Below are 20,355 nucleotides of genomic sequence, written 5' to 3' on the forward strand. Positions count from 1 at the left end.
GCGGACCGAACCGGTCCGCCCCTTCGTCAAGTTCAGAGGTATTTCTGTCGGGCACCCCGGCGCCACCAGACGCCCCTGAGTCAGGAACGGAGCAGGGTCGTCGTCTGGCGGGCGATCTCGCCCTCCTCGTTGGTCGGGATGACCAGCGCGGTGATCGGCGAGTCCGACGTGGAGATGACCGGGCCGCCGGCCTCGTTCGCCTCGTCGTCCAGCTTGACGCCCAGGGCCACCAGCGACTCCAGGACGCGGGCGCGCACCTCGGGGCTGTTCTCCCCCACCCCGGCGGTGAACGCGATCGCGTCGGCGCCGCCGAGCGCGGCGATGTAGGAGCCGATGTACTTGCGGATCCGGTAGCAGTAGACGTCAAGGGCCACTTCGGCGTCGCGATCGCCGCCCGTGGCCGCCTGCTCGATCGCGCGCATGTCGACCTGGCCGGTCAGGGCGTACATCCCCGACTCCTTGTTCAGGGCCGAGTCGAGGTCGGCGAAGGAGGCACCGGTCTGACGGTGCATGTGGAAGATGATCGCCGGGTCGATGTCGCCCGAGCGGGTGCCCATCACCAGGCCCTCGAGCGGAGTCAGGCCCATGGACGTGTCGATCGAGCGGCCCCGCTCGACGGCGGAGACCGAGGCGCCGTTGCCGAGGTGGGCGACGATGACGTTGACTTCCTTGGGGCTCTTGCCGAGCGCGGCGGCGGCCTGCCGGGAGACGTAGGCGTGCGAGGTGCCGTGGAAGCCGTAGCGGCGCACCCCGTGCTCGGAGCGCCAGTCCTGGGGGACGGCGTACAGGTGCGCCCGCTCGGGGACCGTCGCGTGGAAGGCGGTGTCGAACACGGCCACCTGCGGCAGCTTCGGGAAGAGCTTGCGCGCCACCTGGATGCCCTCCAGGTTGGCCGGGTTGTGCAGCGGCGCGAGCGAGGACAGCTCCCCGATCGCGGCCATGACCTCGTCATCGATGACGACCGGCTGCACGAAGCGCCTGCCGCCGTGGACGACGCGATGGGCCACCGCGATCAGACCGGTCTTGGACAGGGGCGTCCCGAACTCGTCGAAGGCGGTCACCAGCGCTTCGAGTCCGGCGGCGTGGTCGGGCAGCTGCTCGTTCCACACGTGCTTCTCGGCGCCGGTCTTGTGCGTGATCGTCGACTCGGACTGGCCGATCCTCTCGATCAGCCCCGAGGTCGAAGCCACCAGGGTCTCGCCGTCGATCAGCTGGTACTTGATGGACGACGACCCGGAATTGATCACCAGGACCGGTGCGCTCATTTACTAGTCCCTTTCTGCGGCTTGAATGGCGGTCAAAGCGACCGTGTTCACGATGTCGGGCACGGTGGCGCCGCGCGACAGGTCGTTGACGGGCTTGCGCAGCCCCTGGAGCACCGGGCCGACGGCGATGGCGCCGGCCGAGCGCTGCACGGCCTTGTACAGATTGTTGCCGGTGTTCAGGTCGGGGACGATGAAGACGGTCGCCTTCCCCGCGACCTGCGAGTCCGGCATCTTGGTGCCCGCGACGCCGGCGTCGGCGGCGGCGTCGTACTGGATCGGCCCCTCGACCGGCAGGCCCGGCCTGCGGGAGCGGACGATCTCGGTGGCCTCCCTGACCTTGTCGACGGCCTCGCCGTGGCCCGAAGTGCCGGTGGAATAGGAGAGCATGGCCACCCGAGGTTCCACGCCGAACTCGGTGGCGGTATCCGCTGAGGATAGCGCGATGTCCGCCAGTTGCTCCGCATTGGGGTTGGGATTGACGGCGCAGTCGCCGTAGACGAGCACCCGGTCGGCCAGGCACATGAAGAACACCGAGGAGACCACGCCGACCTCGGGCCGGGTCTTGATGATCTCGAACGAGGGCCGGATGGTGTGCGCGGTGGTGTGGACCGCGCCGGAGACCATCCCGTCGGCCATGCCGGTGTGGACCATCATGGTGCCGAAGTAGGACACGTCCGCGACGGTGTCGTAGGCGGCGTCGACGGTCACGCCCTTGTGGGCGCGCAGATTCGCGTACTCCTTGGCGAAACGTTCTCGGATCTCGTGGTCGCCGGGGTTGAGGATGCCCGCGCCCGAGACGTCGACGCCCAGCTGCGCGGCCTGGGAGCGGACCTCGGACTCCTCGCCCAGCAGCGTCAGACGGGCGACGCCACGGTGCAGCAGGATCTCGGCGGCTTTGAGGATGCGCGGCTCGGCGCCCTCGGGCAGCACGATGTGCTTCTCGAGCCGCTTGGCGCGCTCCACCATCGAGTGCTCGAACATGATCGGGGTGACCACCGACGGCGCGGACAGGCGCAGCCGGTCCATCAGGTCGTTCCCGTCGACCCCGGCGGCGAAGCCCTCCAGGGCCAGCGCGAGCTTGCGCTCCCCGCCGGCGGCGAGGGTGCCGGAGACATCGCCGACGAGGTTGGCCATGTCGAAGGTGTCGTGCTCGACCAGGATGATCGGCAGCCGCGAGTCGAGCCCGGCGACGATGTTCATGATCTGCGCCTCGGGCCGCAGCCCGCCGGTGAGGAAGACCGCCGAGAGGCTCGGAATGCCTTCGGCCTGGTGGGCGGCGAGGAGGCCGAGCAGGACTTCGGAGCGGTCGCCGGGAAGGATGACGGCCTTGTCGTCGGCGAGGCGGGTGAGCAGGTTGGGGAGGGTCATCGCGGCCACGACGACGTCGCCGACGGTGCGGGTGAGGACGTCGGTGTCGCCGGAGATCAGGGTGCCGTCGGCGGCCGCGATGAGCTCGGCGACGGTGGGCGCGGCGATGGCGGGCTCGTCGAGGATGACGCCGCTGTCGGGATGGGCGGCCTTGACTTCCTCGCCCTCGGCGGGGTCGACGCGGTTGACGATGGTGCCCAGGACGGTCGCGTGGGCGGCCTCGGCCTGCGCGGTGCCGAAGCGCAGCGCGGCGTCGATGTCGGCGGGTCGTTGCTTGAAGCCGGAGATGACCAGCAGCATCGGGGTGGCGAGGTTGACCGCGATGCGGGTGTTGAAGCTGAACTCGACGCTGGCGGCCACATCGGAGTAGTCGCTGCCGACGACGAGGACGACGTCGTGATCGTCGGCGAGGGCGTGGTAGCGCTCGACGATGTCGCTCAGCGCAGTTTCGGCGTCGTCCCGGACCTGCGCGTAGGTGACGCCGACGCTGTCTTCATAGGGGTCGGTGAGGCGGTAGTAGTCGCGCAGGAGCGTGATGACCGGGTCCCCGGACTCCGTGTGCTCATCGCGCACCACCGGGCGGAACACGGCCACCGAGCCGGAGCGCTTGGTGAGCAGGTCCATGACGCCGAACGCCACGGACGATTTGCCGCTGTTGGTATCGAGACTGGCGAGATACAGACTTTTGGCCACGTTCCAACGCTATCCATCTCCACGGCGCCGCGCAGGTCATCTGCGCGGCACCTCACCTGTGACCTTGGGCCTGACTGAGCTCACTCTTCGGGGATCTCGACCGGTTGCGGCGGTGGCGGGCCGATGTAGCGGGCGCGGGGCCGGATGATCTTCGAGTCGTGCGCCTGCTCAAGGATGTTCGCACTCCAACCGACCACGCGGCTGGAGGTGAACGTCGGCGTGAACATCTGGCGCGGCACACCGGCCAGCTCCATGACGACGCCCGCGAAGAACTCCACATTGGTGTAGAGCTTGCGGCCGGGCTTGACCTCGGCGAGGATCTCGACCACGCGGCGCTCGACGGTCTTGGCGAACTCGACCAGTTCGCCGTCGAAGTCGGTGGCGACGTCGCGGAGGTGGACCGAGCGGGGGTCGTCGGTCTTGTAGACGGCGTGGCCGAAGCCCATGATGCGGCGCCCGGCCTCCAGTTCGGTGCGGATCCAGGAGTCGATGTTGTCGACCGAGCCGATGGCGTCGAGCGCGTCGAGGGCGCGGGAGGGGGCGCCGCCGTGCAGCGGGCCCGAGAGCGCGCCGACCGCGCCGACCAGGGCCGCACCGAGGTCGGCGCCGGTGGAGGCGATGACGCGGGCGGTGAACGTGGAGGCGTTGAAGCCGTGGTCGATCGTGAGGATCATGTACTGCTCGATGGCGCGGGCCAGCTCCTCGTTGGGGACCTCGCCGGTCATCATGTACAGGTAGTTGGCGGCGTAACCGAGGTCCTCGCGCGGTTGCAGCGGCTCCTGGCCCTGGCTGAGCCTCCACATCCCACAGAGAATGGCCGGCGTTACGGCGCAGGCGAAGAGCGCGTCGTCGCGGCGGGTCTCATCGTCGATGTCGAGCACGGGGCGCATGGGGCGGGCGGCGCAGGCGGCCGAGAGGGCGGTGCGCAGGCCGTCGAGCGGCGAGGAGCCGTTCAGGTGCGGCAGCAGGTCCAGCAGTTCGGCGGTGAGGGGCCGGTAGGGGGCGACGGCGGCCTTGAAGTCGGCCAGCTGCTCGGCGGTGGGGAGGGCGCCGTGGATCATGAGGTGCCAGACCTGCTCGAATGAGCAGCGCCGGGCGAGCTCCACGGCGTCATACTGGCGGTAGTGGTAAAAGCCTTCTTCGCCTCGCACGTCGCCGATCTCGGTGTCGGCGACGATGACGCGGTCGAGGCCCCGGGGAACTTCGATGAACTCGGGCATGTGGTCCTCCCTAGGCTGTTCGAATGTCGCTCCGTGCAGCCTACGTGACTTGCGGCCGGGGCCGACCCGATCCCCGGCGCCCGAAGTCGAACGGGCAGACTGACACCGAGCAGCTTTCTAGAACAGAACTCTGGACCTGGCATGCCTTCCCTAGGCTGGGACCGGCATCCCCCCAACCGACGCCCGGACGAGGATAGAGCGTGGAATCTGGAACCCTCATCGCAGGCCGGTACCGGCTCGACCGCCTGATCGCCTGGGGAGGCATGGGTGCGGTCTGGCGCGGGTACGACACCCGGCTGGACCGCGAGATCGGCGTGAAGGTCCTGCACCGGGGCCTAGAGGTGACACAGAACCCGCAGGACCGCTTCGAGCAGGAGGCGAAGACCCTCGCGAGTCTGAAGGGCCCGGGCTTCGTCGAAGTCTACGACTACGGCGACGACCGCGACGGCGACCTGTCGATGGTGTACATCGTCATGGAATTCGTCGCGGGCGTCTCGCTGGCGGAGCTGCTGCACAGCGAGGAGCGATTGTCGGCGAACCGGACGATGAAGATCGTCGCCGAGGCGGCCGAGGCATTGGCCGTCGCACACGGGAAGGGGGTCGTCCACCGCGATATCAAGCCGGCGAACCTCCTGGTGGACGCCGACGACCACGTGCGGGTCATCGACTTCGGGATCTCGAAACTCTCGAACGGCGCCAAGCTGACCTCCACCGACGCCGTGCTCGGCACCGCGTCCTATGTGTCTCCCGAACAGTTGAAGAAGATCGAGGTCACCGGCGCGGCGGATCTCTACGCGCTCGGCGCGGTGGCCTACGAATGCCTCACCGGTGCCCCGCCGTTCGACTCGATCGAACGCGAGGTCATCACCCACGACCACCTGTGGACCCCGCCGCCGGACCTCCCCGACGACGTCCCGCGCGACGTGGAGGCCATCGTCATCCGGTGCCTCCAGAAGTCCCCCGCGGACCGCTGGGGCTCAGGGACGGAGCTCGCCGAGGCCTGCCGGGCCGCCATGCGCGGGGAGCCCTCGCCGTGGACTCACATTCCGTCGCTGGCGGCCGCGGGCGCGCAGGAGCCGTTGACGCCGGAGTCCATCCCGATGCCGGTCTCCGAACCCGAGACGCCGGGGTTCATCCAAGAGTCGGCCGAGAAGGCGGCCCCGACGCCGCCGGCCGGTCCGCCGACTCGCAGGCAGCGGCGCTCCGACATGTGGTCCTGGCGGTTCGGCTTCGTCGCGGTCGCCGTGGTGGCGATCCTCCTGCTGACGACGCTGTTCGCCTGGTCCCCCTGGTCGGACCCGGACGACCCGCTGGGCTTGGACGACGCGGCGACCCTCCAGAACACCGGCCAGACCGAGGACGGCACCGAGACGCCTGCGGACTCGGGCTCCGAATCGGAGTCCGCGGAGGAGTCCCCGTCGACCGAGGAAGGCGAGACCTCCCCCGGCACCGACGCGCAGGAAACCGGCACGGACGGGAACGCAGGCGACTCGGACGGCGAGCCCGGTGGCGGCGGTTCGAGTGGTTCCGACGAAGAGAACGCCGACGAACCGGCCGATACCAGCGGCGAGGTCCCCAGGGTCATCGGCAAGACCACCTTCGATGCCCGGGATTACCTGTACAGCCTGGGCTTCACGAACGTGACGCCGGTCCAGGGCATGTTCTTCGTCGAACACGACGACGTCCACTGCGAAGTGGGCGAACAAAGTCCCGCGCCCGGCACGAACGCCGAGTACTCCGACGAGATCGTCCTGGAATACAACTACGAGGACGAGGCCAACGGCGGCGGCACCTCCTGCGTGTGGTGAGTCCACACGTGAGCGGGTTGACCGGTCAGCCCCCGACCTGAATGATTAAGTAGACGGGCTGTGGAAAGATCGGCAGACGGTCGGCCTCCGATGTGATTGGGCTTGTGAGATGGACGAAGGTTTGAGCGCCGCTCCCGGCGTCGTGGTCGGGGCACTCCTCCTCGTCGCCGCGGTCATGTGGTTCTCCCCCGGGGCGCGCCACAAGTTCCGCAAGGCGACCATGTGGCTGGTCCTCGCGGCGGTCGCAATGATCATCCTGGTCGGCTACCTCAACGTGGGCCAGCAGAGCTGACCCGAGACCGGCTGCGCCCGCGGGCGCAGCCGAAACCTCGTCCCGCAAGCTCCGGTTTCCGGCACGTTTTTCGAGGTCACGGCTCCTTCCGCAATCTCATCCGGGAATTCCTTCCCCCTAAAACGGAACGGATTATTCTGGTCTGTTATAGTGGAATCAAACATTCCGTTCCGACTTCTCGGAGGTCCGCGTGACTACCGTCGAAACCCTCTCCCCCGCCAAGCCCCTCACCGAACCCACTACCGCCCCAAACGAAACCACCGTGCCGGCCGCCTTCCCCCGCCGGTGGTGGGGACTCATCGCGATCCTCGCGGCCACGCTCCTCAACCTCCTCGACGCCTCGATCGTCAATGTCGCGGCACCCTCGATCCGCACCGAGCTCGGCGGCACCGCCGCCACCCTCCAATGGCTCGCGGCCGGCTACACCCTCCCGCTGGCGATCGGCCTGCTGACCGGCGGACGTCTCGGAGACATGTTCGGCCGCAAGCGGGTCCTCATGGTCGGCCTCGTCGGATTCCTGGTCGCCTCGCTCGCCTGCGGCCTCGCCGGATCGATCGAGCTGCTGCTGGCCGCCCGGGTCCTCCAGGGCGCGTTCGCGGCGGTGATGGTGCCGCAGTGCTTCGGGCTCATTCGCGACATGTTCGGCCGCGAGCTCGGCAAGGCCTACGCCCTCTTCGGGCCGATGATCGGTCTCGCCACCATCGGCGGCCCGATCGCGGCCGGGCTGCTGGTCGACGTCGACCTCTTCAGCACCGGCTGGCGCTCGATCTTCCTGATCAACCTGCCGCTGGGTCTGGCCGCACTCGTCTTGGGCGCCAAGATCCTCCCGTCCGGTGCCCCGACCGCCAAGGGACTCAAGCTGGACCTGGGCGGGGCGCTCATCGCCGCCGCCGGAATGTGCCTGCTGCTGGTGCCGCTGGTCGAGGGCCACGAATCGGGCTGGCCCGCCTGGTCGCTGGTCATGCTGGTCGCCTCGGTCCCGGTCCTGGGCCTGTTCGCCGTCAACCAGGTGAAGCGCGCTCGTTCGGGCAAGATCGCGCTCATCGAGTTGAGCGTCTTCGCCAAGCGCTCGTACACCTCCGGTGTCGGCTTCTGCGTGGTCTTCTTCGGTTCGATCACCGGGTTCTCCCTCGCGGTCGGGCTGTTCCTGCAGCTGGGACTCGGCTTCAGCCCGCTGAAGGCCAGCCTCGCGATGGCCGCCTGGGCGATCGGCGCGTTCATCGGATCGGGCGCCAGTGCGGGCCTCGCCCCCAAGCTCGGCCGCAAGGTCCTCCACATCGGCCTGATCGGCATGGCGGTCGGCCTGGCCGTGCTGTTCTTCCAGTTCGGCGGTGACGCGGCCCCGGGTCCCTGGGCGCTGTTCCCGGCGCTGCTGGTCTACGGCATCGGCATGGGCCTGATCTTCGTGCCGCTGTTCGGGATCATCGTCGGCGACCTGGAGGACCACGAGATCGGGTCGGCCTCGGGTCTGCTGGAGTCCTTCCAGCAGGGCGCCGCCGCACTGGGTGTGGCCGGTCTCGGCACGATCTTCTTCAACCAGTTCGCCATCGGGTCCGGAGAGGGCCAGGCGATGTCGGCGGCGCAGTCGGTCACCGGGATCTCCATCGCCCTGACCGTCGTGGCATTCGTGGTCGTCTTCGGACTGCCGAAGCGGGCGCGCGAAGAGCAGTAGAGCGAAGGCGACCCGGCGGATTTGGCGCGGCCGCGGACTCGAGGGGTCCGCGGCCGCGCCGCCTCCCAATCAGAACAAACCGATCTGTTCCAGTTAAGGTGGGGCCATGACCGACAAGCCGATGAGCGGGCGCAAGGCGCAGGCCGCCCGCAATGACAAGCTCATTCTCGAGGCCGCGCACGAGGTGTTCGTGGCCGATCCCGAAGCGCCGATCGCCGAGGTCGCCAAGCGGGCCGGGGTCGGCATCAGCGCGCTGTACCGGCGCTACCCGAGCAAGGAGGATCTGCTCCGCAAGCTGTGCGGCGACGGCCTGACCCGGTACATGGAGCTGGTGCGCGAGGCGCTCGACTCCGACGCCGAGCCCTGGGAGGTGTTCCGCACCTTCATGAGGGAGGTCGTCCTGGCCGATACGCCGTCGATCACCGTCAGGCTGGCCGGGACGTTCACCCCGACCGCCGACATGTTCGCGGCCGGCGTCGAGGGCGATGCGCTCAATCGGGCGATGTTGGAGCGTTTCAGGTCGGCAGAGGTCCTGCGTGAGGATGTCGAGGCCGGGGATCTCCAGATGATCACCGAGTCGGTGGCCTCGATCGACATCGGCGACGCCGAACGGACCCGCGAGGTGCGGCTGCGCATCCTGGAGCTGCATTTGCAGGCGCTGCGGGCGCCGGGAGCCGAGCCCCTGCCGGGTTCGGCCGTGACCGACGAGGAAATGGGCGCTCGCTGGATCCCAAAGAACGTCAAGGAATAAGAAACGAGAAAACCCGGCAGTGATGCCGGGCTTTCTCTCTGGAGCGGACGACCGCCTCCGCTCAGGCCAGCGAAGCTGGGCAGAACCGGCGACCTACACCTTGGCAAGGTGTCGCACCAGCGCGAAGCGCTGCAACCAACACAGCCAACTGCGCTACGTCCGCCCCGAGGCGACCCCCACACCCGGGCAACAGAAAAGCCCGGCAGTGATGCCGGGCTTTCTCTCTGGAGCGGACGACCGGGATCGAACCGGCGACCTACACCTTGGCAAGGTGTCGCGCTACCAACTGCGCTACGTCCGCATTCATGGAGTTGCCTCCCTGAACGAGCATTACTGTATCGCATCGTTCATCGACCCTTCATAGGGCCTTGAGCCCGATTGGGGCGCGGCTCACGCCTGAGCCGCGCCCTTCGCGCTCATTCTTCGACGGCAGGGCCGAGGCCCATCATCTCCAGAACATCGGCGTCGAGCCCGTCGATCTCGACCTCGTGCCGGCGGTTCGCCTCCCAGTCCTCTCGGCTGAGCCGCCAGCGCCGGTCGAGGCGCCGCTCGCCCTGCACGACGTGGAACTCGATCCCGTCGGCCCGGTAGCCGAGCTTGCGCGAGACGCCCTGCGAGGCCTCATTGCCGTCGAACGAGGCGCTGATGGCCCAGTCCGCGCCGATTCCGGCGAAGGCGAAGTGGAGGACCGCCGCCCGCATCTCGGTGCCGATCCCCTTGCCGTGGTGCGCCAGGCCGATCCACGAGCCGGTCCCCACCTCGCGGTTGATCGCGAATTTCTTGCCGTCGATCTCCTGGATGCCGACCGGATTGCCCTCGAAGAAGACCGTGAACGGGATGGTCCACATGTCGGTCTCCCACCGGCCGATGACCCGGTGGTGCCAGAGCGCGACGCTGCGGGCGCGTTTCGCCGGCGTGGTGTCGGTCCAGGGGAAGAGGAACGGCATGAAACCGGGGTCGTGGACTCCGTCGGCGGCGACGTCCGCCAGCGCGGCGAGCTCCTCGGGGTTCGGCAGTCGCAGTTCGAGCCGTTCGGTGCGAATCCGGAGCTTGAGGACGGGGAGGTGGTCGGTCAGCATGTGTCGATTCTGGGCGAACGGCTGTGAGGCAGGCAATCGATTTAGGTATTGCACGCCAATGCTGACACATGTAAGGTTTTTCTTACACCGGACAGAGGCGGTTGACATGACAGCGAGAGAACCGACCGGCGCCGAACTGCTGGCCGCGCTCTCGGCGCTCGCCAACGCTCATCGGCTGCGCATCATCGGCGCGCTCGCCGACGGTCGCCAGTACGTCAGCCTGCTCGCTCGCGAGCTCGGCATGAGCCGTCCGCTGCTCCACATGCACCTCCAGCGCCTCCAGGCGGCGGGGCTGGTGACCGGTGAGCTCGAACTGACCGCGGACGGCAAGGCCGTCAAGTACTTCGAGGCGACTGAGTTCGCCTTCAGCATCACACCGCAGGCCATCAAGGAAATCGTGCCGACTCTGCCCGAGTCGGCCAAGGGAAGGGACACCGATTCATGACCATGAACTACGCCGGGATGCTGTTCGCATTCGGCTTCATGCTGCTTGTCACGGCCGTGATCATCGCCTGCATCGTCTGGGCCGCGTCCACCACGAAGGCGAAGGCCTCGGCCGCCCGCGAGGCGAACTACCGCGAACTGGCCGAGAAGGCGAGCCTGGACGCCGCCGAGATCAAGGCCTCCCTGGCGGAGATCAAGGGCAGGGTGTCCACCATCGAACGAATGATGCGCGAGGTCGAGTAGGGCGAATGCCCCGGGCCGGGGCCTGCGGTGGGGCCATCGTCCCTAGACGAGGTCGCCAGGCGTCGGCAGCGCGAATAAATCTCCAGAATCGGCCGACAGCCCGACTTGGATGCGGCAGTCTCGGCTCCATGAGCACATCCGAGACCAGCCTTGCCACCAGTCCGCTCTCAGTGGACGAACTCAACCGGATCGACGCCTACTGGCGCGCCGCGAACTACCTCACCGTCGGCCAGATCTACCTGCTCGACAACCCGCTGCTGCGCGTGCCGCTGACGCCCGAGCACATCAAGCCCCGCCTCCTCGGCCATTGGGGCACCAGTCCCGGCCTGAGCCTCATCTACGCCCACCTCAACCGCTGCATCAAGGCCCGCGACCTCGACATGATCTACGTGATCGGCCCCGGTCACGGCGGTCCGGCCATTGTCGCGAACACCTGGCTGGAGGGCACCTACCCCGAGCTGTACCCGTCGGTCGGCCACTCCGAGGGCGGCATGAGGGAGCTGTTCCGGCAGTTCTCCTTCCCCGGCGGCATCCCCTCCCACGTCGCGCCGGAGGTCCCCGGCTCGATCCACGAGGGCGGCGAACTCGGCTATTCGCTCTCGCACGCCTACGGCGCGGCCTTCGACAACCCGGAGCTGACCGTCGCCTGCGTCGTCGGCGACGGCGAGGCCGAGACCGGCCCGCTGGCCGGATCGTGGATGTCGAACGTGTTCCTCAACCCGGTCACCGACGGCACGGTCCTGCCGATCCTGCACCTCAACGGCTACAAGATCGCCAATCCGACCGTGCTCGCCCGCATCTCCGACGAGGACCGGATCTCGTTCTTCCGCGGATGCGGCTACGAGCCGTACCTCGTCGAGGGCGACCACCCGGCCGACGTCCACCAGCAGATGGCCGCCACGCTCGACGTGTGCTTCGACCGGATCGCCGAGATCCGCACCGACGCCCGCCGCCATCCGAATGTTCCGCCGCGTCCGCGCTGGCCGATGATCATCCTGCGCACGCAGAAGGGCTGGACGGGTCCATCGGAGGTCGACGGGGCCCCTGTCGAGGGCACTTGGCGGGCCCACCAGGTGCCGCTGCCGCAGGTGCGCACCAATGCCGAGCACCTCGCTCAGCTGGAGGCGTGGATGCGCTCGTACCGGCCCGAGGAGTTGTTCGACGCGACGGGCAAGCCGGAGCCGGAGCTGCTCGGGCTCCCGCCAGAGGGGACCGCGCGAATGAGCGCGAACCCCCACGCCAATGGCGGCCTGGTGCTGCGCGACCTGGTGTTGCCCGACTACCGCGACTACGGCGTGGACCCGCGGGGACACGGCACGACGCTCGGCGAGGCGACCCGGGAGCTCGGTGCATGGCTGCGGGACGTCATCGGCTCCAACCCGGACCGGTTCCGGCTGTTCGGGCCCGACGAGATCGCATCGAACCGGCTCGGCGCGGCCTTCGAGACCACCGATCGGCAGTGGGAGGCGGAGCTGCTGCCCACCGACCTCAACCAGGCGCCGTACGGGCGGGTCATGGAGGTGCTGTCGGAGCATCAGTGCGAGGGTTGGCTGGAGGGCTACCTGCTGACCGGCCGCCACGGCCTGTTCACGTCCTACGAGGCGTTCATCCACATCGTCGACTCCATGTTCAATCAGCACGCCAAGTGGCTGGACTCGTGCAACCACATCCCATGGCGCCAGCCGATCGCGTCCCTCAACTACCTGCTGTCGAGCCACGTGTGGCGCCAGGACCACAATGGCTTCTCGCACCAGGACCCCGGGTTCATCGACCACGTGATGAACAAGAAGCCGAGCATCGTGCGGGTCTATCTGCCGCCGGACGCCAACACTCTGCTCTCCACGATGGATCAGGTCCTGCGCTCGCGACAGTACGTCAACGTGGTGGTGGCCGGGAAGCAGCCGGAGCTGCAGTACCTGAACATGGAGGAGGCTGTCCGCCATTGCGAACGGGGCCTTGGCATCTGGGAGTGGGCCTCGACCGATGACGGCGAGTCCCCGGACGTGGTGCTCGCCTGCGCCGGCGACGTCCCGACGCTGGAGGTCCTGGCCGCGGCCGACCTGCTGCGCGCGCACCTGCCCGATTTGAAGGTCCGGGTGGTGAATGTGGTCGACCTGATGCGGCTCTCGCCCGACACCGAGCACCCGCACGGCTTGGGCGACCGGCAGTTCGACACCATCTTCACCGCCGACAAACCGGTCCTGTTCGCCTACCACGGCTACCCGACCCTCATCCACCGCCTGACCTATCGGCGCACCAACCACGAGAACATCCACGTGCGCGGGTACAAAGAGGAGGGCACCACGACCACGCCGTTCGACATGGTGATGCTCAACGATCTCGACCGCTACCGGCTGGTCATGGACGTCATCGACCGGGTGCCGGGCCTGGGGGCGAACGCGGCCGGGCTGCGGCAGCAGATGGTCGACGCCCGCCATGCCGCCCGCGAGTACACCCGCTCCTACGGCGAGGACATTCCGGCGGTGGCCGGCTGGTCGTGGCCGCACTGAGGCCGGCCTAAGGCCTGTCCTGTGAATCCGGATTCAGCCTCGCCCGGATTCACAGGACAGGCCCTAGTGGGTCAGGCCGTTGCCGGGCAGCCGTTGTAGACGATCTTGTCGCCCATCCTTACGCCACGTGAAGGGCATTCGTTAATCTGAGGGGTAGCGATTTTCCCACCCCCCTTGGAGGTCCGCACGTGGCGGTGCCAGATAGCGGTTCCCGAACTCGCCGTGGCAAGGTCCGACCCGGCCGCATGGTGGTGGATTACGAGGGGGACCTGGTCGTCTTCACCGTCGGTATGCGGATCAATAGGCTCTGGAAGCTGAACAAGTGGTGGCCGGTGTTCACCGCCATGCCCCGAATGCTGCGCGAGCTGGAGGCCGACCCCGAACTGGGGCTACTGGACTCACGGACCATGATCGGCGGCAGGGTCATCATGGTCATGCAGTACTGGCGCAGCGCCGACCATCTGGAGCGCTTCGCCCACTCCCAGGACCACGTCCACCGCGGCTTCTGGAAGTGGTTCAACCGCGAGATCAAGAGCAATGGCGATGTGGGCCTGTGGCACGAGCTCTACAAGGTCAAGGCCGGTGAGTACGACACCTCGTACATCAATATGCCGCCTTATGGACTCGCCCGGGCCACGGCCGACAAGGAAGCAGAGCGCACCGATCCCGACGACCACGACCACGACCACGACCCGGTTTGAGGCGAACCCCACCGGATGACGCTTCCCCATAGGGTGGAACAGGGACGAATCCACCGAATGGAGTCGGATGACCGCAACGCCACGCCGCCGCAACCTGATCCGCAGCCTCGTCACGGCCGGGATCGCCGGCGCGGTGGCCACCGGCGTCTTCGGAGTGTCCCTTAAGGATATTCCGGGGCAGCTCCCGTTCAGCCTCCCGGCCTTCTCCGGGGCCGGCGGCATCGTCGTGGGACTCCTGGTCGGCTTCGGCCTCTTGATGTTCGAGGAGATGGAGCGCTCCTGGGCGCAGCAGCTGCTCAAGCGGCTCGACCCGGTCCGGGGACTGCGCCGGCGGACGCAGCTGCGCCACTATGCCGAGCACCTGACCGACCACGCCTCCGAGATCCAGCTGTACGGGGCCGCCACCCGCGGCCCGCACGCGATGCGCCTCCCCGCGCTGCACATCAGTTCCGAACTCGGCCGACCCGGCGCCGCCCGCCGCCAGTCGCTGCACCGGATGGTCGAACGCGACGAGCGGCAGGCCTACATCGTCATCGGCGAGCCCGGCAGCGGCAAGACGACCCTGTTGCGCCACACCGCATTGCAGCTGTGCCGCGACCGGCGGCGGATGCGCAGGCGGACACCGCTGCTGCTGTACCTGCGCGACCATGTCGAAGCGATCCTGGCCGATCCGGTGCAGACGACCCTGGAGACGCTGCTGGAGGACAATCCCTCGCTGCGGCATCACTCCATCGAGAAGGCGGTTCGCGAACAGCTGCAACAGGACCGGTGCGTGATCATGCTCGATGGACTGGACGAGATGGCCGGTCCCGAGAAGCGCCAGGAGGTGGCCCGCTGGATCAAGACGCAGATGGAGTGCCACCCGCGCAGCGACTTCATCATCACCGCCCGCCGCCAGGGCTACGACAACACCGTCCTCGCCGACCTCGACACCCTGGAGATCCAGCCGTTCGACTGGGATCAGATCACCCAGTTCACGCGGCAGTGGTGCCGGACTGTCCAGCGCCAGGAGAGCGAGCGACCCGACTCCGAGGCCGCCGACCGGGACTCGGCACGCCTGCTGCGGCTGTTCCGCGACAACACCGAGCTGGGCGACCTCGTGTCGAATCCGCTGCTGCTCATCATGGCGTGCAACGTCGACCGCTACCGGGGGCACCTCTCCGACAGCAGGGCCGAGCTGTACCAGGAGATGTGCGAGATGCTCATCCACCGGCGGCGGCAGCAGACCGGGGTGCGCAGCCGCTTCGACCCGCTGACCGGACGCCAGAAGGTGCTGCCCCTGCGGAGCCTCGCACTGTCGATGATGGACCAGCGGATCCGCCGCATCGACGGGGCCGGCGCCATTGCGGTGTTCGGCGAGGAACTGCGGCTGCTCCCCCGCCGCATCGAACCCGAGGACTACCTCGCCCAGGCCGTGGAGAACGGCATCCTCCGCGAGGACGGGCGCGACTCGTACTGCTTCGTGCACGCCACCGTCCAGGAGTACCTGGCCGCCGTGGCACTGCGCGACACCGGACAGAGCGACTTCCTGGCCGAACAGGTCGAGCAGCCGTGGTGGCGCGAGACCATCCTGCTGTGGGCCGCCGAGTGCGACGCCAGCGCCGTCGTCCGGGAATGCCTGCGCCTGCGGGACGCCGACGCGCTGGTGCTGGCCGATCAGTGCGTGAAGGTGGCGCGCCAGGTCGAGCCGGAACTGGCCGCGGAACTGAAGCGGCTGCTGGACAGCGACACCGCCAGTTCGAAGGAGCGGTCGCTGGTGGACGATTCGCTGCTGCGGGCCTACCTGCAAGCCGGGGTCGACTTGAGCGGCGGCGTCAGACTGGCGACCGATCCGCTCCCGTACCGGCTGTGGTCGCGGTTCCTGACCGACCTGCGGTTCAACGACTGCCTGGACCCGCCGGGGCGGATCCACGACGGCGAGGACGCGGTCAGAATGTGGCCGGTCTATGTGGACCGCTTCATGTCCTGGGCGGCGAGCTACGCACCACCCGGGCAGCGGTACCGCCTGCCGACGCCGCAGGAACTTGAGGAGTACGCCTCCCGGCTCCCGCCGGAGGCGGTGGACTTCCCGATCTGGGTGGACGGACCGGAGCATCCGGTACTGCACTGCCTGGACGGGGTGCCGAAGGTGTTCCACGCCGAGCGCGCGGCCGTGGTGGAGGCGATGCGGGTGGACCGGGCCCGCACGCTGGGGCACCGGCTGGTGGCGATCGCGGTGCACACGGCCATGCGGCGCGGCAGCGCCGAGGTCTCGAACCCGCTCCAGTTCCGGACCTCGTTCGACTGGGCGCGGGCGGTCGACCACGGGACGCCGGCCCATTCGATCCTGGATCGGGCCTTCCGGCAGCTGCTGAGCCAGGTGCGGGCGTTCTCGGACATGTCGGGCTGGCATCCCCAGTTCGATTGGGAGGACTACCTGGTCCGGGTGGGGGACACCGAGTTCGTGCGAGCGCTGGAGGCGCGCGGCGACTTCCCCGAGCAGCTGGGCGAGTCCGATGTGCTGGCGGTGCGGGCCGGACTGGTGCTGGCGTCGGTGTGGACGAAGGAGGCGGCCGACCAGCCCGCCTCGGACCTGACGTTCGCGACGGCGGTGCGGCTGCTCGACGACATGGGCGCGCCACCGGACGGCGAGGGCGAGACGGTCTACCCCGACCAGGTCGTCTCGGAGGTGCGGGCCGCGGCGGAGCGGATCGCGGGCGGCAGCACCGAGGACGAGCGGTTCGCCCCGCTGCTCGGCAAGACCGGCGACCTGCTGGACGACTGTGCGGACCTGCTGGGGCCGGTGCTGCGGCGCCAACGGCGCTTCGATGCCCAGGTGGTGTCTTGTGCTCGGACCGCGTTGGTGTCGGGCACGGCGGTCGCGCTGATCCTGTTGGAGGACGACGAGGCTGCCCGGCTGCTGCGTCGGGCGATCGCGGGCCTGACCGTATTGGAGTCCCGGGTCGGCCCGGGCGAGACGCCGCCCGACCGGCTGCTGTTGGCGGTCGAGCCGTTCGACCACGAGCAGGCTGCGGCGGTGCCGGTCCCGGTGAGCGTGCCGCCGGGAGCGTGGCGGCGGCTGCGTCAGTGGCTCAGGTCGTTGCGTCAGTAAGGCTCGCACGCTTCCGACTCCGAGATACCGACGAGGGACGCGGGCAGGTGGCACCGCGCGGATCACCTGTCTAGGGCCTGTCCGGTGAATCCGGGTGAGGCTGGATCCGAGTCCATTTGTTCGCTCGCGAGGCGGAAGGGCCTCCAGATCCAACACCGGGATCTGGAGGCCCGACAACGAAGCGACCGGGCAAGGAGTTGCCGCCGCGAAGCGGCGTCCGGTCCGGGTGGTGGCGGGCGACGGGCGGGCGGGCCGGATACGGCCCGTTCGGGATCACCGGACAGGCCCTAGGCCTCCAGTGCGCCCAGATCCTTCACCAGGCCCTCGGTGGCCCACTTGACCTGTCCGGCCGTTCGCTCGGGTTCGTAGCCGCGCACGTCGCATTCGACAATGAGGATGAGCCACAGGTAGATCCGATAGAGACACAGCCGCCGCTCCTCCGCGTCGGTCAGCGCCCGACCCAGGAACCCGTCGACCACGGCCGCCGCTTCGGCGGGCGGAATGAACGTGATCAGGGAGACGAGCTCAGCCAGCGGATCGCCGTAGAGGGCGCGTTCGCCGTCGATGAAACCGTCGACGTGCCAGCCGTTCTCGCCCCGCTGCACGAAGATGTTCCCGTCCCACAGGTCGAAGTGGACCAGGGCGGGGCGGTCGACCTCGTCCAGGAGCGCCCGGTCGCCGGTCACCAGGCGGCGAATCTCATCGGCGGAGCGCGGGAGCGGGGCCTCGCGATCGGCGATATCGGCGAGGATGTCATCCACGATGGCCGTGAACGACTCGGCCCAACTGCCGGACCGGGTCCTCCCGTCCTTCCTCGGATAGCCGAAGCGCTCGCCGCTGACGGTGACGATGCGGGCGCTCAGCTCTCCGATCTCGCGGCGCAGCACCAACTTCTCGGCCTCGTCAATGCCTTCGGCGGTCTGGGCCAGTGAGACGCCCGTGAGCCTGTCCATGATCATCAGTCCGGCCTCGGCGTCGGTGTGCCAGACCTTCGGCATGGGCACCCCGGCGGCGGCGGCGCGCTCGAAGAACTCGATCTCGGCGGCCATGAGGTCCACTTCGTACCGCAGCAGCTTCAGGCCCGGGTCGGGGGCGACCTTCACGACCAGGTGGCGCCCGTCGGCGAGGGCCAGCGCGTGGGCGGCGTTGAAGAATCCGTCGGTGAACTCCTCGTGGCCGACCACATCGATATCGCCGAGGCGCTCACGCGCGATGGCCTCGACATCGGCCCGGTTCAGCTGAGGGCGAATCGCGATTTCCATGCGGTGATTGTTTCCGGCCCGGAGTGCCGCCGCAAGCGCGAATCCGCGCAGCGCAGGGTGGTTTGAAAAAAATTGAATGACTTTGGCAAGTATTATGATTGACAAAGTCATTCAATTTTTTTCGAAGCATCCGGAGATTGCCATGACGCATATTCCGTTCGACGATGCCATCGCGTCTATGCGGGCCTTCAACCGCATGTACACCAACCATCTCGGGGTCCTCTCCGACCGGCTCCACGGCAGCGCCTATTCCCTCACCGAGGTCAGAGTCCTCTTCGAACTGGCACATCGCGACGACCTCGCTGCGATCCACCTCGCGGGTCTGCTCAACCTCGACTCCGCGTACGTCAGCCGGATTCTGAGCCGCTTCAAGCAGGAGGGCCTGATCGAACGCAAACCGTCCGACCAGGACCGGCGCAAGCGGGTCATCCGGCTGACCGACCGGGGCCGTGAGGTATTCGCCGACCTCGACGAACGGTCCAACGAGCAGGTCAGGGAGCTGCTGCAGGTCTTGAGCCACCCGGAACGCGACGATGTCGTGAACTCCATGGACCGTATTCGCAAGCGATTCGGCCGCGAGCCGATGTCCCCGCGGATACGGCCGCTGCGGCCGGGCGACCTGGGCTGGGTCGTGTACAGCCAGGGGAAGGGCTACTGGGAGCAGCTGGGGTGGAACGGCGAATACGAGGCGCTGGTGGCGCGCATTGTCGCGGATTTCGCCGCCGATCACGACCCCGAACGCGAGGCGGGCTGGATCGCCGAGATCGAGGGGGAACCGATCGGATCGATCTTCTGCGTCAAGGCGGACAAGACCACAGCGAAACTGCGGCTGCTCTGGGTCGAACCGTCCGCCCGAGGTCTGCGCATCGGGAGATCGCTGGTGTACCAATGCCTGCGTTTCGCCCGCGAGGCGGGTTACGACCGCATGACCCTGTGGACCACCAGCATTCTCGGGCCGGCCCGGCGGCTGTACAGGGATGCGGGGTTCACGCTGGCGAGCGAGGAACCGGCGCGACTTTTCGGCCATGACCTGATCGGCGAGGTGTGGAACCTGGACCTGCGCGAAGGCGCCCCGAGGAGTTGAGGCGCGGACGGACCGCCGACCGAGTCGGCGGTCCGTCCGGGCCTTCTCGGAGGTCGGTTCGCTGCGGCAGAACAGGACCAAGGGCGTGGTCTGCCTCACGAGTGAAATATTCACGGGCCGCCGAACGTCGTATCTGGCATTAGCACTCTCAAGCCTTGAGTGCTAATCCTTCGGAAGGAGACAGCCACCATGATCGTTCGCTACCAACACCCGTATTCGGCGTTCCGGCACTTCGACCGCGAGTTCGACCGCCTGGTCCGCCGCGGTTTCGGCCGCACCGCGACCCAGCTCTCGCTGCGCGCCGACGTGTACACCGAGGGCCGGGACGCGGTCATTACCGCCGCAGTCCCGGGGATCGCGCCCGAGGACGTCTCGGTGACGCTGGAGGGCCGACGCCTCTCCATCGGCGCCGAGCGACGCGAGCGCGAGACCGCCGAGGGCGACCGGTACCTCATCCGGGGCTTTGCCACGGGCACGTTCCGCCGCGAGTTCACCGTCCCGGAGGGGACCGAGTCCTCGCAGGTGAGCGCGGACGTCGCCGACGGCATCCTCACGGTGCGGATCACCGGCGCGCTCAAGCCGGAGCCGCAGGCCCAGCAGATCCCGGTCGGAGGCGCACAGCCCTCGGCCGAGGTACAGGTTGAAGAGGAAGCCGAGACGGACATCGAAAACTAAAGAGCCACAACAGAGGCAGGGGTCGGATTCGTTCCGGCCCCTGTCGCCGTATCCGGTGGATGCGGCCCGGACCTGGCAGGACGCTACCATCGTAGTGACGACACACTCTCACGTTCACTCATACTGCGGTACAACAGGACTAGAATGCACATAGGACCCGGAACCCCGGAACCCCGGAACCCCGGAACCCCGGAACC

Annotated in this window: 16 protein-coding genes and 2 tRNA genes; 11 read left to right on the plus strand and 7 right to left on the minus strand. The window is 68.2% G+C overall.

The genetic code is table 11. From position 1 onward, the window contains the following. Positions 1 to 80: 80 nt before the first annotated feature. The 3 genes from FAB82_RS10000 to FAB82_RS10010 all read right to left on the minus strand — a co-directional run bounded on the left by FAB82_RS10000 (position 81) and on the right by FAB82_RS10010 (position 4,546). Positions 81 to 1,265, minus strand: a complete 1,185-nt coding sequence (locus FAB82_RS10000) for an acetate/propionate family kinase (RefSeq protein WP_136534402.1) — start codon at positions 1,263 to 1,265, stop codon at positions 81 to 83. A 3-nt stretch (positions 1,266 to 1,268) separates the two neighbouring features. Beyond that, positions 1,269 to 3,326, minus strand: a complete 2,058-nt coding sequence (pta, locus tag FAB82_RS10005) for a phosphate acetyltransferase (protein ID WP_136534403.1) — start codon at positions 3,324 to 3,326, stop codon at positions 1,269 to 1,271. Between the two features lie 80 nt (positions 3,327 to 3,406). Further along, on the minus strand, positions 3,407 to 4,546 hold the full coding sequence (locus tag FAB82_RS10010; protein WP_136534404.1) for a citrate synthase/methylcitrate synthase: 1,140 nt from the start codon (positions 4,544 to 4,546) through the stop codon (positions 3,407 to 3,409). 200 nt (positions 4,547 to 4,746) lie between these two features. Here FAB82_RS10010 and FAB82_RS10015 point away from each other — a divergent pair, with 200 nt between their 5' ends. The 4 genes from FAB82_RS10015 (at position 4,747) to FAB82_RS10030 (ending at position 9,069) form a co-directional block, all read left to right on the plus strand. Beyond that, on the plus strand, positions 4,747 to 6,354 hold the full coding sequence (locus FAB82_RS10015) for a serine/threonine protein kinase (RefSeq protein ID WP_136534405.1): 1,608 nt from the start codon (positions 4,747 to 4,749) through the stop codon (positions 6,352 to 6,354). A gap of 109 nt (positions 6,355 to 6,463) precedes the next feature. Next, the gene (locus tag FAB82_RS10020; RefSeq protein WP_136534406.1) at positions 6,464 to 6,646 is read left to right on the plus strand and encodes a hypothetical protein; all 183 of its coding nucleotides are present in this window, start codon (positions 6,464 to 6,466) and stop codon (positions 6,644 to 6,646) included. A gap of 190 nt (positions 6,647 to 6,836) precedes the next feature. After that, a complete protein-coding gene (locus FAB82_RS10025; RefSeq protein WP_211116495.1) occupies positions 6,837 to 8,318 on the plus strand; it encodes an MFS transporter in 1,482 nt (493 codons plus the stop codon). 106 nt (positions 8,319 to 8,424) lie between these two features. Continuing rightward, positions 8,425 to 9,069 (plus strand): TetR/AcrR family transcriptional regulator, encoded by a 645-nt coding sequence (locus FAB82_RS10030; protein WP_211116496.1) that lies wholly within the window; start codon positions 8,425 to 8,427, stop codon positions 9,067 to 9,069. Positions 9,070 to 9,108: 39 nt separating this feature from the next. Here FAB82_RS10030 and FAB82_RS27025 read toward each other — a convergent pair. From FAB82_RS27025 to FAB82_RS10040, 3 genes are all read right to left on the minus strand, one after another. Continuing rightward, a tRNA-Gly gene (locus FAB82_RS27025) sits at positions 9,109 to 9,232 on the minus strand. Positions 9,233 to 9,294: 62 nt separating this feature from the next. After that, positions 9,295 to 9,370, minus strand: a tRNA-Gly gene (locus tag FAB82_RS10035). A gap of 115 nt (positions 9,371 to 9,485) precedes the next feature. Then, a complete protein-coding gene (locus tag FAB82_RS10040; protein WP_136534407.1) occupies positions 9,486 to 10,148 on the minus strand; it encodes a GNAT family N-acetyltransferase in 663 nt (220 codons plus the stop codon). A 106-nt stretch (positions 10,149 to 10,254) separates the two neighbouring features. On the opposite strand from FAB82_RS10040, the gene FAB82_RS10045 reads away from it, so the two are divergent. From FAB82_RS10045 to FAB82_RS10065, 5 genes are all read left to right on the plus strand, one after another. Further along, positions 10,255 to 10,593, plus strand: a complete 339-nt coding sequence (locus FAB82_RS10045; RefSeq protein WP_136534408.1) for an ArsR/SmtB family transcription factor — start codon at positions 10,255 to 10,257, stop codon at positions 10,591 to 10,593. Next, positions 10,590 to 10,835, plus strand: a complete 246-nt coding sequence (locus tag FAB82_RS10050; RefSeq protein ID WP_136534409.1) for a hypothetical protein — start codon at positions 10,590 to 10,592, stop codon at positions 10,833 to 10,835. The genes FAB82_RS10045 and FAB82_RS10050 overlap by 4 nt, the downstream gene beginning before the upstream one ends. Positions 10,836 to 10,963: 128 nt before the next feature. Beyond that, entirely contained in the window at positions 10,964 to 13,345 is a 2,382-nt protein-coding gene (locus FAB82_RS10055) for a phosphoketolase family protein (protein WP_136534410.1), read from the plus strand. Between the two features lie 245 nt (positions 13,346 to 13,590). Further along, a complete protein-coding gene (locus FAB82_RS10060; protein WP_136534411.1) occupies positions 13,591 to 14,046 on the plus strand; it encodes a DUF4188 domain-containing protein in 456 nt (151 codons plus the stop codon). Between the two features lie 67 nt (positions 14,047 to 14,113). Further along, positions 14,114 to 17,137, plus strand: a complete 3,024-nt coding sequence (locus FAB82_RS10065) for an NACHT domain-containing protein (RefSeq protein ID WP_136534412.1) — start codon at positions 14,114 to 14,116, stop codon at positions 17,135 to 17,137. A gap of 287 nt (positions 17,138 to 17,424) precedes the next feature. Here FAB82_RS10065 and FAB82_RS10070 read toward each other — a convergent pair whose 3' ends face one another. Then, positions 17,425 to 18,399 carry a phosphotransferase family protein gene (locus tag FAB82_RS10070; protein WP_168801520.1) on the minus strand — a complete coding sequence of 325 codons (975 nt, stop codon included), beginning with the start codon at positions 18,397 to 18,399 and terminating at the stop codon, positions 17,425 to 17,427. Between the two features lie 142 nt (positions 18,400 to 18,541). Between FAB82_RS10070 and FAB82_RS10075 the strand changes: the two genes are divergently transcribed. Both FAB82_RS10075 and FAB82_RS10080 read left to right on the plus strand, forming a co-directional pair. After that, a complete protein-coding gene (locus FAB82_RS10075; RefSeq protein ID WP_136534414.1) occupies positions 18,542 to 19,483 on the plus strand; it encodes a bifunctional helix-turn-helix transcriptional regulator/GNAT family N-acetyltransferase in 942 nt (313 codons plus the stop codon). Between the two features lie 189 nt (positions 19,484 to 19,672). Then, positions 19,673 to 20,158 carry an Hsp20/alpha crystallin family protein gene (locus FAB82_RS10080; RefSeq protein WP_136534415.1) on the plus strand — a complete coding sequence of 162 codons (486 nt, stop codon included), beginning with the start codon at positions 19,673 to 19,675 and terminating at the stop codon, positions 20,156 to 20,158. The last annotated feature ends 197 nt before the right edge of the window (positions 20,159 to 20,355 follow it).

The organism is Glycomyces buryatensis (genome assembly GCF_004912275.1).
Taxonomy (GTDB): domain Bacteria; phylum Actinomycetota; class Actinomycetes; order Mycobacteriales; family Micromonosporaceae; genus Glycomyces; species Glycomyces buryatensis.